General features: G+C 50.4%; 18 protein-coding genes. 10 read left to right on the forward strand and 8 right to left on the reverse strand.

Annotation, left to right across the window (positions count from 1 at the left end):
- From CYR32_RS21790 to CYR32_RS21535, 3 genes are all read left to right on the forward strand, one after another.
- Positions 1–231, forward strand: a 231-nt coding sequence (locus CYR32_RS21790; RefSeq protein WP_206602470.1) for a hypothetical protein, incomplete at its 5' end; no start/stop codon positions are given.
- Between the two features lie 11 nt (positions 232–242).
- Positions 243–773, forward strand: a complete 531-nt coding sequence (locus CYR32_RS21530; RefSeq protein ID WP_052134041.1) for a hypothetical protein — start codon at positions 243–245, stop codon at positions 771–773.
- Positions 774–827: 54 nt separating this feature from the next.
- Positions 828–1,187 (forward strand): hypothetical protein, encoded by a 360-nt coding sequence (locus CYR32_RS21535; protein WP_144380590.1) that lies wholly within the window; start codon positions 828–830, stop codon positions 1,185–1,187.
- 42 nt (positions 1,188–1,229) lie between these two features.
- On the opposite strand, the gene CYR32_RS20450 is transcribed toward CYR32_RS21535, so the two are convergent.
- From CYR32_RS20450 to CYR32_RS20460, 3 genes are all read right to left on the reverse strand, one after another.
- Positions 1,230–2,153 carry an Abi family protein gene (locus CYR32_RS20450; RefSeq protein WP_101826941.1) on the reverse strand — a complete coding sequence of 308 codons (924 nt, stop codon included), beginning with the start codon at positions 2,151–2,153 and terminating at the stop codon, positions 1,230–1,232.
- A 366-nt stretch (positions 2,154–2,519) separates the two neighbouring features.
- Complete coding sequence (locus CYR32_RS20455) at positions 2,520–3,458, reverse strand: S-4TM family putative pore-forming effector (RefSeq protein WP_040126236.1); 939 nt, start codon at positions 3,456–3,458, stop codon at positions 2,520–2,522.
- A 4-nt stretch (positions 3,459–3,462) separates the two neighbouring features.
- On the reverse strand, positions 3,463–4,458 hold the full coding sequence (locus tag CYR32_RS20460) for a nucleotidyltransferase domain-containing protein (RefSeq protein ID WP_040126235.1): 996 nt from the start codon (positions 4,456–4,458) through the stop codon (positions 3,463–3,465).
- A gap of 322 nt (positions 4,459–4,780) precedes the next feature.
- Here CYR32_RS20460 and CYR32_RS20465 point away from each other — a divergent pair, with 322 nt between their 5' ends.
- A complete protein-coding gene (locus CYR32_RS20465) occupies positions 4,781–5,377 on the forward strand; it encodes a recombinase family protein (protein ID WP_101826942.1) in 597 nt (198 codons plus the stop codon).
- A gap of 117 nt (positions 5,378–5,494) precedes the next feature.
- On the opposite strand, the gene CYR32_RS20470 is transcribed toward CYR32_RS20465, so the two are convergent.
- Positions 5,495–6,400 carry a LysR family transcriptional regulator gene (locus CYR32_RS20470; protein ID WP_101826943.1) on the reverse strand — a complete coding sequence of 302 codons (906 nt, stop codon included), beginning with the start codon at positions 6,398–6,400 and terminating at the stop codon, positions 5,495–5,497.
- 98 nt (positions 6,401–6,498) lie between these two features.
- On the opposite strand from CYR32_RS20470, the gene CYR32_RS20475 reads away from it, so the two are divergent.
- The 4 genes from CYR32_RS20475 to arsH are packed head-to-tail and all read left to right on the forward strand — an operon-like array spanning position 6,499 to position 9,349.
- Positions 6,499–7,026: a GNAT family N-acetyltransferase gene (locus tag CYR32_RS20475; protein WP_014606056.1), complete on the forward strand. Its 528-nt coding sequence runs from the start codon at positions 6,499–6,501 to the stop codon at positions 7,024–7,026.
- Positions 7,023–8,249, forward strand: coding sequence for an MFS transporter (locus CYR32_RS20480; RefSeq protein WP_033755775.1), 1,227 nt, complete (start codon positions 7,023–7,025; stop codon positions 8,247–8,249). The genes CYR32_RS20475 and CYR32_RS20480 overlap by 4 nt, the downstream gene beginning before the upstream one ends.
- A gap of 48 nt (positions 8,250–8,297) precedes the next feature.
- On the forward strand, positions 8,298–8,630 hold the full coding sequence (locus CYR32_RS20485) for an ArsR/SmtB family transcription factor (RefSeq protein ID WP_028722790.1): 333 nt from the start codon (positions 8,298–8,300) through the stop codon (positions 8,628–8,630).
- Between the two features lie 5 nt (positions 8,631–8,635).
- The gene (gene arsH / locus CYR32_RS20490) at positions 8,636–9,349 is read left to right on the forward strand and encodes an arsenical resistance protein ArsH (protein WP_028722789.1); all 714 of its coding nucleotides are present in this window, start codon (positions 8,636–8,638) and stop codon (positions 9,347–9,349) included.
- A gap of 66 nt (positions 9,350–9,415) precedes the next feature.
- Here the strand turns inward: arsH and arsC are convergent, their stop codons facing one another.
- From arsC to cadR, 4 genes are all read right to left on the reverse strand, one after another.
- Entirely contained in the window at positions 9,416–9,844 is a 429-nt protein-coding gene (gene arsC, locus CYR32_RS20495) for a glutaredoxin-dependent arsenate reductase (protein ID WP_028722307.1), read from the reverse strand.
- 43 nt (positions 9,845–9,887) lie between these two features.
- Positions 9,888–11,177: an arsenic transporter gene (locus tag CYR32_RS20500; protein ID WP_019106253.1), complete on the reverse strand. Its 1,290-nt coding sequence runs from the start codon at positions 11,175–11,177 to the stop codon at positions 9,888–9,890.
- Between the two features lie 90 nt (positions 11,178–11,267).
- Complete coding sequence (locus CYR32_RS20505) at positions 11,268–11,621, reverse strand: metalloregulator ArsR/SmtB family transcription factor (protein ID WP_028722306.1); 354 nt, start codon at positions 11,619–11,621, stop codon at positions 11,268–11,270.
- Between the two features lie 263 nt (positions 11,622–11,884).
- Positions 11,885–12,343: a Cd(II)/Pb(II)-responsive transcriptional regulator gene (gene cadR / locus CYR32_RS20510; protein WP_033755771.1), complete on the reverse strand. Its 459-nt coding sequence runs from the start codon at positions 12,341–12,343 to the stop codon at positions 11,885–11,887.
- 193 nt (positions 12,344–12,536) lie between these two features.
- Here cadR and CYR32_RS20515 point away from each other — a divergent pair, with 193 nt between their 5' ends.
- Both CYR32_RS20515 and CYR32_RS20520 read left to right on the forward strand, forming a co-directional pair.
- Positions 12,537–15,053 (forward strand): heavy metal translocating P-type ATPase, encoded by a 2,517-nt coding sequence (locus tag CYR32_RS20515; protein ID WP_235213027.1) that lies wholly within the window; start codon positions 12,537–12,539, stop codon positions 15,051–15,053.
- Positions 15,054–15,308: 255 nt separating this feature from the next.
- Positions 15,309–15,875, forward strand: a 567-nt coding sequence (locus CYR32_RS20520; RefSeq protein WP_101826944.1) for a recombinase family protein, incomplete at its 3' end; no start/stop codon positions are given.

Consider the following 15,875-nt stretch of genomic DNA (forward strand, 5'->3'; position numbering starts at 1 on the left):
ATTATGGGGTTATTCAGCTTAGTGTTAGAAGTCTTAATGTTAATTGGTCTGCTCGGTGCCGCTGCTTGCACCGTTCTAGAGACTTTGAAACCTGAGTGTAGTGATTTATTAACTGAGAGATGTACTGCATTAGGTCATTCAACTTCGATGATGTTATTAGTATGTCTGATATTAGTAATCGGTGCGATTATATTGCATATATATCGAAAATCATTTTCTTCTAAAAAATAAAGGTGGTGACTTTGAATAAGAATTACTATTTTACTAAGCGTGATGAATATGAATTAATAAATTCCGTAGTGAAGAAAGAGATCGAAAGAATATGGGGTAATGAACTGAGTTCAAGTAATGCAACATTAGATAACGATCAGGTTTACAAGGATTATTTTGAGCGTTATCAACATCTTATTGATGTAGATATATTGAAGCTTCAGTTGAGTGAGGCTTCTATAGAGTTGGCCGTAAATCAAGATAAAATTGCTGCCTTCATACATAGGTCTAGAAATGGGGAGTTTCCATTTTCCATAAGGAAAACTGAAAGTAAATTCTGGCTACAATGCTTTAGCAGTGATGTTAATAAAAGTGAGTCATTAGTTTGGTTAGATGCTGCCTCTATAGAGTCGTTTGGTGTATATAAATCTGACTTAAACAGGTTTATGGTTAAAGCTTCCACAATTACAGGTAAGGAATACAGAGCTAGTATATATTCAATTCCGGAGATGTTAATTGAAGATGCTCTTCATGATCTGATATCTCAGTGCTCAGATTTGTAAGAAAAGCGAAAAAACTATTTTTTAACAAAACTTAACAAGTAAAAGGGATTTGGTATGAGTGAGCAGAAAGTATTAGAAATCGGCCAAGATAAATTAGGGACTGTTTTTGTTTTTATATTTGCTGTGTTTTTTGGGGTTTGCGCTTCAGTTTTTAGGAATAACCCAATTTTTATGGCAGAAGTAAGTATTGCTCCTTTTCTTTTCTCATGTCTTTGCTTAGCCTTGGCCCCTAATAGTAAAAATGGTTTTATAAGAGTAGTGAAGGTATTAGGGGATATTAGTGCAGCAAGCCTATCCCTTGCAACTCTTTTAGCGGTTCCTGGGTGTCATGGAGAAGCATATACTATTTTCGCATGGGGAGTATTTTTAGTTTTATGCTTTTTAATAGCCGGCCGTACGTGGCGTAGCCTTTAATATGAATTTCAGCCCCCCCGCTCTCAGCGGGGGCAACCATAATTACGTTTGTATTTGTGGTGGAGGGTTTACAAGACGGGTCCAAAGTGGAGTGTTTTGCCAATCTTCGATAAAGCCCATCTTTTCCCATGTTACGCAGCTAGGCTTATCTTGCATTAGGTTATCTAACTGATTTTTAAGGCCATCTGACCAAGAAACTTGGTCTGAGAGATATTTAAGTACTACAAGACGGCTGTATAGTGTTGATGGGTTACTCATATGGATTTCAAGTCCATTGAGTTTTTTAGGAGGGAATGCTTTAAAAGATCTATTCCAGATTCGATTGTGATGTGCAGATAGATTTCTGAAGTGACTTAAGGTATGAAACCAAGACGCCATTATTTCTGCGTTTCGTATGTTGAATTTACCCGCAACTTGCTTTTGGTCATAGTGGTGTAAATTTTTATAAATGCGTGACCATGCTCCGAAGCTGAGAGTTTCGGTGATCATCCATGAAGGAGGATATTTAGGATGATCATATTTGTCATGGTAATGCTCAATAAACACCTCTTTTGCATCCCGTATTTGTCCAAAGAAACCCTCATAGTCGTAATTGCTATCTAGGTTAGTTAAATCCATGAACCAATGACATCCGTAAGTCGCACTCATATACTCTGACAGGCAAGTGCGCAATCCAATCTCAACTTTCTGTATTTGCTCTAGAACAATTAGCCTAAGCTTTCGGTCAAATTCGTAAAGCGAGATCACATCTTCAATGGTTGTGCCGGGTACAAACTCTTTTGGTTCGAGCAGCTGCGGTACTCTTTCCTGAGTGGTTTTATAGTATGGAATGCAGTAGCCGCGCAGGCGAAAGTAACCTATGAACGTGAGCGCAGTTATCGCAGCACTTTCATCATCAATGGTCAAACCGCGTTGTCTGAGTTTTGCAATCAAAGCTGTGACGTCTACAGGCGGTTTTTTATACAAACGGGGTCTTGAGAGAAGACAAAAAAAAACCCGCCATAATGCGCATCTCTGAGAGACTAGGCGTGGCGGGTGTACTTAATAATACAATAATATTATTTGACGAAGTCGTCAACCGACTTTGACATCTTCAAACTGGCCCTGCTTACTTCTTCCTATGACAATAGGGTATACCCTAATGTCATGACTTAAAGTCCCATCCTAAAAATCGCCGGCGGCTACTAGAAGCATTAACTCGATTTAGGATAAAAGATAACCGCGTGGCAAGTTTTGGCATACCTAGGTCGAAAAATTATCAGTAGTCGGCTGACACTAAACCGGCCTTTCAAGAGAAACTCAATGCTCCGGTTCAGCCGGAAAGCTAACCGGTCAGCTTTCCGGGAACGTCATCAGCTTAAGGTTTTCCTCAAAGTAGTCGTCATAAACCGCTTCGTTATCCTTCTTCATCCTGAGGTGTATGAAGTTCGGCACTGGGGGGCTCGTTGCACGGTGTGAAAAAACCTCGTCTTGAATGGACCTGAGTTTGTAGTTCAGGTCATCATTGTTAAAACGGCCGGCAATCTTAATATCCGATATCTCTTTATCTATGTAATCTTTTACCTTTTCAATTCTGTCCCTGCTCTTTCTGTTATCAAGAAACTGCAGGAGAATGTACCTGATTAAGGGAAGGGTGAAGACCACGTAAAAAAGGGCATCGTTCAGCGTAGCCTTCATCATGATCCCGTATAGAAGCAGGCTGAAAAGCGACATGGATATGCCCCAGATATAGAACACGTTCAGGCGATCCCTTAAAGACCGGTCCCAACCGAAGTTTTTACCGTGGCACAGTAAAGCCATTACACTCTGCGGCGCATCGTAGGACTTATTGACGTACCATCCTTCGCTGCCAAAACGGGCTTGTGCCTTGGCCGGCCTGTCCTGATAGAAACGTGCTGCCCTGAATACGTTATCCCTGGAAATTTTCTTTCCCACGCGGAGGTCGTTCCATTTTATTCTAAGGACATTACAGTCATACATTTCCTGAATGGTCGCCGCCTTTCTGCGCTCAGAAGAGATGTAGCCACTAAGTGCAATATTGACTGTAAGAACGATCAGGCCGTATAGGCCCATGTATGCCGATAGAAGCTCCTGCGGAACGCTGTACCGGCTTTTCAGAATGGCTGCCGCAACTGAGAGAAGTACTGGTAACACAATACTGATGAAAAAATTAACGCTGCTGAATATCTTTATGCGGTTGTAAAGATGCGCTTGCGCGTAAAGCAGGCTCATGTTGTCCGGCGTTGACTGGCTTGTGTAAAGGGTATTCATCGTATTATCCAAATGCCGGGAAGTCTGAGCCGAATATTTCGCGCCACTTATTTATGGACTTCTGATGCTCGTTATTTTTCTCTAATCCCCTTGCTTCGCTCACCTTTAGCGCCTCCGAACTGAATTTCTGAGATATTTTTTCTCTCGCTTCATAAGATAAATGATTAATGTCTCCCTGAATGTTTTTATGATCGTTAACTGAATATCGAATGTAGAAGCTGAGATGGTTAAAGAGACCCTCAAGCTCCAGGTCTACCCATTGCTGACAGGTTGTCCTGTGCTCGTAATAGTTGAGAATAAGGGTCTCAAGAAGATAGGAGCCGATGGACGGCAATGCTTTAGTTGTCTGCCAGTACTTCACTGCCCGAATAACGTTCAGCATGTTGCCGCTGTTCTTAACGTTTATTTCAGTTGTTCTTGCTTTATCAATGCGCGGGTCTGTTTTTTTCCAGTTACCGCTGCCGTCCGGGATCAGGTAGTAGCTGCGTCCCAAAACATCGGCGTGAGTTATAAAGCAGGGAACAATATCAAAGTTCCACGTTTTTGTGCTCAGCTGAAGAGTCACCGCTTCCTGATTGCGCTTCAGGTCAGCCTTCTCATACTGCGGAATGTTCTGCAGTTTATTTTTAAAGTGATTCAGTATCCTGACCGAGCTGATCGTCTGAGAATCAGGATGCCGGAAGTTATTCAGTCGTCTAGGGGTATCGTCTGAATTGAGCGTTATCCGGTCACTATAAATCGTGTAAGTGCACCCTTCTGCGGACAGGCCAAACATCAAATCTATATCGTCAAGCGGCCTAATTTTCGTTCTTCTGGCGAAAGAACCAAAGCCGATATGAATTTCCGGATAATTTTTAGGTGACGCGGCGTCTGACTCAAAACCGTTAAGTTTTTCATACAGCCAGTCTCTGCTGGTACGCGCATCGTCCGTACTGGACTTTCTGAGGTTTACCACGTCACTCATAAATTCACTAAATGCGCTTGTTACGGTAGTTGCCATTGAAAATCCTTAGCATGGTAAAAGTTAACAAGGGGATAAGACTTTCGCCAACTTAATGCGATCGTAGTTAAAAAATTTAATGCAATAAGAAAAATCCTTTTTGAGGATATTTAGCATGTCGGACCAGATCAATTATTTCTAAGGTAAAATATCAGCAAGCTTATAATTTTTGCCCTACAAGGCTGGCATTTTATAAGCAGGAAGATGTGTCCTAAACCGACCGGTTTCGGACATGTTATATAACACATGTCCGAAAGTTAGTGTTTTTTATTTCGTACACGCCTTATAATAAGTACACCTATTTCGTACATAAAATAACGTCATGTCACGAGTTTTTGCTTACTGCAGGGTATCGACCCTTGAACAGAACACTGAAAACCAGCGTCGTGAAATCGAAGCGGCTGGATTTAACATCAGACCCCAGCGACTGATTGAAGAGTACATAAGTGGTTCAGTCGCGGCTGCTGAGCGCCCTGGATTTATGCGTCTGCTTGATCGAATGGAAAACGGTGACGTTTTAATTGTAACGAAGCTGGATCGCCTCGGGCGAAACGCTATGGATATTAGAAAAACCGTTGAGCTGCTATCTGCTTCAGAAATACGGGTACACTGCCTGGCGCTGGGAGGGGTAGACCTCACCAGTCCGGCCGGAAAGATGACAATGCAGGTAATCTCTGCGGTCGCTGAATTTGAGCGTGATCTGCTACTTGAACGTACACATGCTGGCATTGCGAGGGCGAAGGCATCCGGAAAGCGTTTCGGCCGCCCCCCGGCTCTGGACGACGAACAAAAGAAAGCGGTGTTCTTGCGTCTTGGTGAAGGGAAAAGCATCAGCGCGATCGCCCGCGAATTTAACACCACACGGCAGACCATTCTAAGAGTAAAAGCGATAATGGAAAACGCTGATGCTCGTTCCTGAGCTCCTTATCTGCGTATGTCCGCTTTGTGCCAGAAGCGGACGTTGGTAGCTGGTAAAAGCTGTAGTGATACTTCGCCGGAGAGAGTAGACCTGTCCGGTTTAGATATCGAAGAATATTTATCTGATTTCGTTTTTTGCAAAACTGCTGTTTAGGTTTTTCAGCACTTCATTGATACCTCTGCTTACAATCCGGTCTTCCCGCATGACTGTCCCGAGAGTCCGGTGAAGAGAGGGCGTCACAGAGTAAAGATCGAGCCCCGATCTTTCCTCAATGCATGCAACGGACATTCTGGGAACAATGCTGTAGCCAAGACCGGCACGGACCATTCTTTTAATAGCTTCGATACTGCCAAGCTCCATGACCGGGCAGGCAATATGTCCCGTCTCCCGGAACCACTGGTCAATCAGGGCGCGTGTCCCGCTTCCCGGTTCAAAGATAATCAGCGGCAGCGGCAACAAAGCGCCCGGATTCCATATTTTCGCACTCGGCTCTGATGCATCCTTTTCCATGATGACAACAAACTCATCCGTACCCAGCGGGATGATGCTCAGGTTTTTACCTGCAGCTGGCAGAGTCACCAGGCCAATATCTATACGATTTTCCTCCACGCCCCGCACTATATCGGAAGTGTTACCTGTGCGTACGTCCACCTTCAGCAGGGGATGGGCCTGCCGCAGTTGCTGTAGTAAGGGGGGAAGTAAATGAATACAGGCCGTTGCGCCTGTGCCAACAGTAACAGTGCCGGTTATCTCATCAGAATGCTGGCACACCGATTCAACTGCTGTACTTACCACTGCATCAATTTTCATGCTGTGCTCAACGAGAGTCAGCCCGGCTGGCGTGGGCCTTACTCCCCGGCTGGTTCGCTCAATAAGCCGGACCTGAAGCGCCTGCTCCAGTTGTCTTATATGCAGGCTCACTGCCGGCTGCGACAGACCAAGTGCTTCAGCCGCCCCGGAGAAACTGCCCCGGCTGACGACCAGTCTGAAAGTAGCCAGGTGATCGAGGTTCAGGTTTGTCATGCCAAAATTTTCCTTATGCCGCTGATAAGTCCTGCTGCCTGTCTGAAATTGTTCATTCCGGTTAGTCTCTGCTTATGACCGCAGAAGGAGCCGTACCGATGGAAATAACCGAAGCAGATGAACGACATATTCCTGCCATCCAGCAGATTTATGCTTATCACGTATTGCATGGCACCGCCACTTTTGAAACTGAACCGCCGGATCCGGCTGAAATGACAGCCCGCCTGAAAAAGGTGCGTGCAGCAGGACTGCCCTGGTTTGTGGCTGTTGAGGACGGCAATGTCCGCGGATACTGCTACCTGTCACTCTACCGGGAACGGTGTGCCTACAGATTCACCCTGGAGAATTCTGTATATATTGCCCCCAATTTTCAGGGCCAGGGGATCGGAAAAAAGTTGTTATTGAGTGCGGTCACATGGGCAGAGGACCGTAGCTTTCGCCAGCTCGTGGCCGTAGTTGGAAACAGCGAAAATAGCGCCTCTCTTGCCCTGCATCGCGCGGCAGGCTTCAGCATTACAGGAACGCTCAGATCTGTGGGCTTCAAGCACGGACGCTGGCTTGATACGGTCATCCTGCAGCGTACGCTCGGGCAGGGCGACGCCACATTTCCGGAGAGCACGGGTTGACTGACGGGTATCTGACAGGCCGCACCATTTTCTGCATTGGCATGACGCAGCTAATCAACTGGGGTATCACATTCTATATGCCGGGGGTCTTCGGGACCGCCATCATGTCGGAGACAGGCCGGTCACCAGTTGTGACATTCTCCGGGCTGACTATTGCCATGCTTGTTATGGGGCTTGTCTCGCCACTTACCGGCCCCCTTATAGCACGTACCGGCGGGCGTACGGTGATGATGGTGGGAACCTTCGTCATAGTCCTCGGTTGTTTTCTGATGGCTTTTACCCATTCAACCACATCGTGGGTTGCCGTCTGGCTCCTGATGGGAGCTGGCATGCGACTTGCCCTGTATGATGCCGCATTTGCGCTGCTTGTAGAAATTGCAGGCGCAGAGGCCCGCCGGGCAATCACCCTGGTCACACTGCTGGGTGGTCTCGCGTCAGTCGCGTTCTGGCCTGCTGGCGCTGCGCTACTGCACTTTACCGACTGGCGGCATGCCATTATCGTTTACGGCTGTGCAGGCATTGTCAGCCTGCTTTTTTTGACCACCGTTCCGGCAGGTTATCGGCGTCAACCTCCCGTTGCCGGGCAGCCCGCTCTTCAGGCGATCGGACCAGCAGAAGACCGGAAAGCCTTTATCAGCGGCCTGTGGTACGCCACGTTGATAGCGCTGATAAGCTTTGTTTCCACCGGCGTGTCCGCTCATTTTCCTCAGATACTGGCCGCTTATGGTATGCCCGCCGTAGCGGGTATGTTGTGGGGGGTGGGACAGGTGAGCGCCAGACTGCTGGACGTGGCTTCCGGTGCACGTACTTCAGCGATCCGTCTGAGCCTGTTTACCGGCATTATTCTGCCATTATGCTTTTTGGTTGGCCTTGCAGGGAATGTTACCCCGGTGGCTACAGCCATCTTTATTCTGAGTTACGGGGCTGTAAACGGACTGAGTACGATCATTAAGGCCGTCCTGCCTCTTGTGCTGTTTGATCCGCAGCAGTATGCCCGTAAAACAGGCTTACTGCTGTCACCCGCTTTTTTGCTCGCGGCGCTCGCGCCGTCAGTTTACGCCATACTGCTGGAGCAATACGGCACACCCGGCACGCTGCTTTTATCTGCCATCCTTACCCTGTTCATCACGGCGATTTCCATAGTGATCTGGCGTCGTCATCCTTCCTCTGCTGGACCGAACCGGGATAAGGGCGAGCCATCCATTCCGGGGAAAAATATTTGACGCTGATTATATTTCTATTATTCTGGAAATATAGTTCAAGGAGGGCGTATGGATTTAAAAACAGCAGCAAATGCGCTTCGGGAGCTGGGGCACCCGACCCGTCTTAGCGTATACCGGGAGCTGGTGAGAGCGGGTCATGACGGCCTGCCAGTCGGTGTTCTGCAGAAGCGCCTCGGTATTCCGCCCTCCACGCTCAGTCATCATATTTCGGCGCTGATGTCCGCGGGCCTGATCAGCCAGGAACGGCAGAGCCGTACCTTGTTTTGCAGACCTTGCTATACGCAGCTTGAACAACTGATGGCCTTTCTTACAGAGGAATGCTGCGCAGGCAGTAGCTGCAGCCTGTCACCCGCGACGACTCACAAAGAGACCTCATTGTGAATAATATGAACGATACCCTGAAAAATGTTGATACTTCACTCCTGGACGTGCCGCTGACGGAAGATAAGCTGAGGGCTGCAGAAGTGGCGCACCCGCCCCGCATTCTGATGCTCTACGGCTCGCTGCGGGAACGATCTTATAGCCGGCTGACGACGGAAGAAGCCGCCCGGCTGCTGACGGCAATGGGTGCAGAGGTCAAAATTTTTAATCCGTCCGGTCTGCCGCTGCCTGATGATGCCCCTGAAACGCATCCCAAAGTTGTGGAACTGCGCGAACTGGTTCTCTGGTCGGAAGGCATGGTATGGTGCTCCCCGGAGCGTCACGGCGCTATGACCGGCATCATGAAGGCGCAGATTGACTGGATACCGCTGACGTCAGGTGCGGTTCGCCCGTCGCAGGGAAAAACCCTGGCTGTCATGCAGGTCAGCGGCGGCTCGCAGTCTTTCAACGCAGTTAATCAGATGCGCATTCTGGGGCGCTGGATGCGTATGATTACTATCCCGAATCAGTCATCCGTGGCAAAAGCCTGGGCTGAATTTGATGAAGATGGTCGCATGAAGCCTTCGCCTTACTACGATCGCATCGTGGACGTAATGGAGGAGCTGATGAAGTTCACTCTGTTGACGCGCGGGCGCAGTGACTACCTGACCGATCGCTACAGCGAAAGGAAAGAAAGTACCGCGCAGCTCTCTGAGCGGGTTAATCAGCGCAGTATATGAAAAAAGCCGGCATCTGCCGGCTTCTGTTTTTGCGTCTCCCTTCCTGCCGGCAGCACACTGAAAAAATCAGTGGCTCATCCGGTTTCCGTGTTCATCAATGACTTTTTCGCCGTCCTCTTTCGTAAATGCTCCCTGCTGCGGGTCAGGCAGAATGTCCAGAACCGCTTCAGACGGACGACAGAGTCTTGTGCCGAGCGGCGTCACAACCACGGGGCGGTTTATGAGGATAGGGTGAGCCAGCATCGCATTCAGCAGTTCATCATCGTTGAACCGGTCTTCTGCCAGCCCCAGCTGCTCATACGGCTCTGTATTTTTGCGCAGCAGGGCGCGTGCGCTAATACCCATATCAGCTATCAGTTTTTTAAGCTCGTCGCGGGATGGTGGCATCTCCAGATACAAAATCACTGTTGGCTCCACGCCACTGTTACGGATAAGCGCCAGAGTATTACGGGACGTTCCGCAGGCCGGATTGTGATAAATAGTGATATCAGTCATAAACGGTACTCCGTTAAGGAGCTGCACAGACGCAGCCCCGGGGTTAAGGTTGAAAAGACAGGCGCAGGGCCAGCGCCGCCAGCGTCACAAAAAGTACCGGCAGGGTCATCACAATGCCCACGCGGAAGTAGTAGCCCCAGCTGATGGTGATGTTTTTCTGAGCCAGCACGTGCAGCCACAGCAGTGTCGCCAGGCTGCCGATGGGTGTGATTTTCGGGCCGAGATCGCAGCCGATGATGTTGGCGTATACCATTGCCTCTTTCACCACACCCTGAGCCGTGCTGCCGTCAATCGAAAGCGCGCCAACCAGCACGGTAGGCATGTTGTTCATTACGGAAGAGAGTGCCGCAGTCAGGAAGCCGGTGCCAAGTGTGGCACCCCAGACGCCGTGCTCAGCAAAACGGTTCAAAGCAGCAGAGAGGTAATCCGTCAGGCCGGCGTTACGCAGGCCATATACCACGAGGTACATGCCCAGCGAGAAAATGACTATCTGCCAGGGCGCGCCTTTCAGCACTTTGCGGGTGTCGATAACCTGTCCTTTTTGGGCAACCAGCCAGAGAACAAACGCCCCTACCGCTGCTACCAGGCTGACCGGTACTCCAAGGGGCTCAAGGCCGAAAAATCCGACCAGCAGCAGAAGTAAAACAAACCATCCGGCCCGAAAGGTGCGCATGTCGCGTATAGCTTCCGCTGGCGCTTTCAGCTTCGCCAGGTCATAGGTTGCCGGGATCTCTTTGCGGAAAAACAGATGCAGCATCACCAGCGTAGCCACCACGGAAGCAATATTCACCGGCACCATGACGGAAGCATACTCACTGAAGCCCAGCTTAAAGAAGTCCGCCGTGACGATGTTGACCAGGTTCGACACGATTAGCGGCAGGCTGGAAGTGTCAGCGATAAAGCCCGCTGCCATTACAAATGCCAGCGTGGCAGCCGGACTGAAGCCCAGCGCCAGGAGCATGGCAATAACGATTGGCGTCAGGATAAGCGCCGCGCCGTCATTGGCGAACAGCGATGCCACTGCCGCGCCCAGCAGAATAATATAGGTGAACAGCAGTCTTCCTCTGCCGCCTCCCCAGCGGGAAACATGGAGTGCTGCCCACTCAAAAAAGCCGGACTCATCTAACAGCAGGCTGATGATGATGACCGCAATAAACGTGGCCGTCGCATTCCAGACAATCTGCCATACGGCAGGAATATCACCGATATGCACCACGCCGGTCATTAGCGCCAGAGCGCCCCCGATAACGGCACTCCAGCCAATACTCAGTCCTTTCGGCTGCCAGATAACCAGTACCAGCGTCAGAACAAAAATCGCACCCGCCAGAAACATATACTCTCCTTTAATACTGCACCTGTCAGGCCTGGCGCAGAGAACTTAAAAATATACATATGGGAAAACACATATGAATAGTTAAAAAATTTAAATGCAGATTGGCTTGCCGTTGGTGGTTACATTGTCCCGCTCAGCCTGCTGGCTGAGCTGCAGGATGTCATCCCGCTGGCACAGATAAGCCTGTTCAATTACAGCTGCCGCCCAGACGGGCATATGAGGTGACAGTCGGTAATGAATCCACTTGCCATCACGCCTGTCGATAAGCAGACCGGCGTCCCGGAGTAACGCAAGATGACGGGAAATTTTTGGCTGAGATTCTCTGAGAGTAGTTGTGAGTTCGCAGACGCAAAGTTCTCCCTTTTCCCGCAGCAACAGCACCAGACTGAGCCGTGTTTCGTCAGAAAGCGTTTTGAAAAGCTGTAGAGGATTAAGCTGAAGCATTACAACTCCTGTTTAACAAACAGTGAGCAGTATCGCTAAGTAGGGGGTAGCGAGCAACTATACATTCGGTAAAACATATATTTTTGGTGGTTTTTTATCTTGCAGGTCAGATATAGAGTACGTCGATAAATAAGTTGTAATCGATCAAGGTCCGCTCCTCGCTCATAGCGGACCTCCAGCTCAGTCAGCATGTCCGCTCTGTGCCAGAAGCGGACGTTATCTTTTAATTAAAACGGCTCGTTACAGAGCCTGCTCTTAAAAAATTAATGCGGATGGCTGCCGGCAAGATGGCCAGAAGAAATAACGGGAAGGACATCATCCGACTCATCTGCCTGCTCCAGTTCGCGCAAAATGCCACAGTCGCGCGTTGCACGGTTGGCGTTACAATGACTCTGCAGCTCGCACAACTGCGTTTCCAGCATATTAAGTTCACGAATACGGGCCTGTACATGAAGAAGGTGCTCGTTTATCAGGTCGTTAACCATACCGCAATCTGCATCAGGCTGACTGCGTGCCTGCAGCAGCACCCGGATTTCTTCATGGGTCATATCCAGCGCCCGACAGCGGCGGATAAACATCAGTCTTTCCAGATGGGCACTGTCATAGTGACGGTAGTTATTTGCCTGGTCACGTAATGCTGCCTGCAGCAGCCCCTCACGCTCATAATAACGCACCGTCTCTACCGGACAGCCTGCCTGCCGGGCCAGTTCGCCAATTTTCATAACTTTTTCCTTGTACACTTGACCCTGTAGTTACTTCAGGGTCTTTAATGCCAGTATATGCTATGAACGAGATAAAAACATGAGTGACTGCTGTAGTAATAACAAGTGCGGTTCTGCCGCGTCCGGAGAGCGGACATCCGTCAGCTATACCTCTGCTGCCACGGCAGACGCCTCCGGAAAAACTTCGCAAAAAATGGCTGATGCCTCACCGGACTGTTGTAGTGCCGGAAGCTGCTGTTCATCGGAGAGTCTGAGTCAGCCTTCCGGGCCAGTGGCAGAACGCGACGGGAGCGATAGCGTTCAGACACGTCTGCGCATCGTGCAGATGGACTGCCCGACGGAAGAGACGTTGCTTCGTAAAAAACTCACAAAACTGTCTGACGTCAGTGAGCTTGAATTCAATCTGATGCAGAGGGTACTTACCGTGACCCACTCGCCGCAGGCACTGGAGCCGGTACTACAGGCGGTGCGCTCTCTGGGTTTTGACCCGGAACTGGCTGATAAAGTCACCCGGCCTGCCGGCATCAGTTGTTCAGGCAGCAAAGCGGAAAGCGCCTGCGGTTCCTGCTGCGCACCTGCGGCTGTCACTTCCGGTGAGCTGCAGGCACAGCAGTTGACCGCTGACGGAGTGCGTACCAGCATCCGCATCAGGCAGATGGACTGCCCGGTAGAAGAGGGCATGATCCGTAAAAAGCTGGACGGTATGTCGGCCGTTAAGGAGCTGGATTTTAACCTTATGCAGCGCGTTCTGACGGTCGTTCATGCACCGGGTACGCTGGAGCCGGTTCTGGCCGCCATTCGTTCGCTGGGCTTTGAACCTGAGCTCTCTGACAGCAGCGGGCGGCACGCGGCTACTGAGGAAAAGAAAAATCCCTGGTGGCCGCTGGCACTGGCCGGCGTTGCGGCAGCGGCCGCCGAAGCTATGCACTGGACAGGCATGCCGGAATGGCTGGAAGCAGTTCTGGCCCTGGCCGCTGTTGGTGCCTGCGGCCTGTCTACCTACAAAAAGGGCTGGATTGCGCTGCGTAACGGCAATCTGAATATTAACGCCCTGATGAGCATTGCTGTAACCGGGGCGCTGGCGCTCGGGCAGTGGCCGGAAGCCGCCATGGTAATGGTGCTGTTCACGATCGCGGAACTGATTGAGGCGAAGTCTCTTGACCGCGCCCGCAATGCTATTGGCTCCCTGATGACGCTGACGCCTGAAACAGCCACGATTCAGCAGCCGGACGGTTCCTGGACAGTGGCAGATGCCAGATCTGTACCCCTTGACAGCGTGGTCCGGGTAAAACCGGGTGAGCGTATCGCCCTTGACGGCAGGGTTGTCCGAGGCAGGACCAGCATCAACCAGGCACCCATTACCGGCGAAAGCCTGCCGATCGAAAAAGGAGAAGGCGATCCGGTTTTCGCCGGGACGGTTAACGGCTCCGGTGGTTTTGAATACCGGGTAACGGCTGCTGCCGGAAATACTACACTCGCACGCATCATTCATGCCGTGGAGGAGGCCCAGGGGGCAAAAGCCTCTTCGCAACGCTTTGTTGACCGCTTTGCACAGGTTTATACCCCCGTGGTGTTTGCAATCGCGGTTGCGGTTGCCATCCTCCCGCCACTGATGGCAGGTGAAAGCTGGCACGAGTGGGTTTATAAGGCGCTTGTCATGCTGGTTATCGCCTGCCCCTGCGCGCTCGTCATTTCCACGCCAGTAACTATCGTCAGCGGCCTGACGGCGGCAGCCCGCCGGGGGATCCTGATTAAAGGTGGCATTTATCTTGAAGAGGGCAGAAAACTGAAATGGCTGGCGCTCGACAAAACTGGCACGCTGACGCACGGTAAACCTGTACAAACGGATGTGATTATCTATACCTGGGTTGCCGAAGATGAAGGCCGCAGACTGGCTGCGAGTCTGGCGGGTTACTCCGATCATCCGGTTTCGCAGGCCGTGACGGCAGCATTAGAGGGTTCGCAGCGTTATGACGTTGAGCGCTTTGAAGCTCTGCCGGGCCGCGGGGTGCGGGGTGTCATCAATGACAGAACCTACAGCCTCGGGAATCTGAGACTGGCTGAAGAAACGAGCAGCTGCCCGGAGACTGTCAGGGCGACGCTCAGGGAACTGGAGTCCGCTGGTAAAACGGTCATCCTGCTCTGTGACAGTCATCAGGTACTCGGGCTGTTTGCAGTGGCAGATACAGTCAAAGAAAGCAGTCGCGAAGCGGTGAGCCAGCTGCACGGTCTGGACGTCCGGACACTCATGCTGACCGGAGACAATTCGAGTACAGCGCAGGCCATTGCCGTTCAGGTCGGTATCGATGAAGCCCGGGGTAACCAGTTGCCTGAGGACAAACTGCGCGCCATTGAAACACTTACGGCTCAGGGTACCACTGGCATGGTAGGCGACGGCATCAATGATGCGCCGGCGCTGGCTCGCGCCGATATCGGCTTTGCCATGGGCGCGATGGGCACCGATACCGCCATCGAAACCGCTGATGTTGCCCTGATGGACGATGACTTACGTAAAATCCCTGCCTTTGTCCGGCTTTCAAAACAGACTTACAGCATTCTGGTACAGAACATCGTTATGGCAATTGGCATCAAAGCAATATTTCTGGCCCTGACCATTGCCGGCATGGGAACCATGTGGATGGCTGTATTTGCCGATGTGGGTGCAAGTCTGCTTGTTGTGGCAAACGGCCTGCGCCTGTTGCGTAAATAGCTGGTTATTATGTTGCCCGCTGGCTAACGGCGGGCAACGTCTGCTTTTCGCTCATAGCGGACATTGGTGGTTCTTTAAATTCGATCACGCTACGTAAATTCTGATTAAAATCCGGCATGGTTACCCCAAAGCAGCGAAATCCAGCTCGGTATACCCAAAAGTCACCCCCTCAAATGCACCCATTTTACCATTAAGTCATTACCTAAAAGTCATGCTATAATAAGTCATCACCTATAAGTCATGGAAGCCTGAAAAATGTACATTTTTGCGTACCTCCGCGCATCTACCCGGCAACAAGATGCCGAGCGTGCTAAAAACAGCCTGCAGCAATTTGTAGCTGAGCGCGGCCATCGTGTAGCAAGCTGGTATGTAGAGAATGTTTCTGGTGCTTCACTTCAGCGGCCCGAACTTATGCGGCTACTTGAGAATGCCTCGCCAGGGGATGCCTTACTGATTGAGCAGGTAGATCGGCTTTCTCGTCTTGATGATGCTGGATGGGTAAAACTCAAGGAATTGATTAACAGTAAAAGTCTATCGATAGTAAGTCTGGATCTACCAACCAGTTACGTCGCGCTGGAGAACCAGAGAAGTGACGACTTTACTGCTGCAATGCTCAGAGCAATAAATGCAATGATGTTAGATATGCTTGCAGCTATAGCCCGTAAGGACTATCAGGATCGCAGACGCAGGCAGCAAGAGGGTATCAAAAAAGCTGTTGAGCAAGGAAAGTTCAAAGGAAAGCAGGCTAACCATCAAATGCATAAAAACGTTATAAAACTGCGGCTACATAACGGGATGAGCATTCGTGAAACAGCCAATACC

The sequence above is a fragment of the Chimaeribacter coloradensis genome, from assembly GCF_002858715.1.
Taxonomy (GTDB): domain Bacteria; phylum Pseudomonadota; class Gammaproteobacteria; order Enterobacterales; family Enterobacteriaceae; genus Chimaeribacter; species Chimaeribacter coloradensis.

Bases quoted from the DNA above. Each gene is read 5' to 3' on its own strand.
- CYR32_RS21535 (WP_144380590.1), top strand. From the start codon at position 828: ATGAGTGAGCAGAAAGTATTAGAAATCGGCCAAGATAAATTAGGGACT.
- CYR32_RS20455 (WP_040126236.1), bottom strand. From the start codon at position 3,458: ATGAATACCCTTTACACAAGCCAGTCAACGCCGGACAACATGAGCCTG.
- CYR32_RS20460 (WP_040126235.1), bottom strand. From the start codon at position 4,458: ATGGCAACTACCGTAACAAGCGCATTTAGTGAATTTATGAGTGACGTG.
- CYR32_RS20465 (WP_101826942.1), top strand. From the start codon at position 4,781: ATGTCACGAGTTTTTGCTTACTGCAGGGTATCGACCCTTGAACAGAAC.
- CYR32_RS20470 (WP_101826943.1), bottom strand. From the start codon at position 6,400: ATGACAAACCTGAACCTCGATCACCTGGCTACTTTCAGACTGGTCGTC.
- CYR32_RS20475 (WP_014606056.1), top strand. From the start codon at position 6,499: ATGGAAATAACCGAAGCAGATGAACGACATATTCCTGCCATCCAGCAG.
- CYR32_RS20485 (WP_028722790.1), top strand. From the start codon at position 8,298: ATGGATTTAAAAACAGCAGCAAATGCGCTTCGGGAGCTGGGGCACCCG.
- arsH (WP_028722789.1), top strand. From the start codon at position 8,636: ATGAACGATACCCTGAAAAATGTTGATACTTCACTCCTGGACGTGCCG.
- arsC (WP_028722307.1), bottom strand. From the start codon at position 9,844: ATGACTGATATCACTATTTATCACAATCCGGCCTGCGGAACGTCCCGT.
- CYR32_RS20500 (WP_019106253.1), bottom strand. From the start codon at position 11,177: ATGTTTCTGGCGGGTGCGATTTTTGTTCTGACGCTGGTACTGGTTATC.
- CYR32_RS20505 (WP_028722306.1), bottom strand. From the start codon at position 11,621: ATGCTTCAGCTTAATCCTCTACAGCTTTTCAAAACGCTTTCTGACGAA.
- cadR (WP_033755771.1), bottom strand. From the start codon at position 12,343: ATGAAAATTGGCGAACTGGCCCGGCAGGCAGGCTGTCCGGTAGAGACG.
- CYR32_RS20515 (WP_235213027.1), top strand. From the start codon at position 12,537: ATGGCTGATGCCTCACCGGACTGTTGTAGTGCCGGAAGCTGCTGTTCA.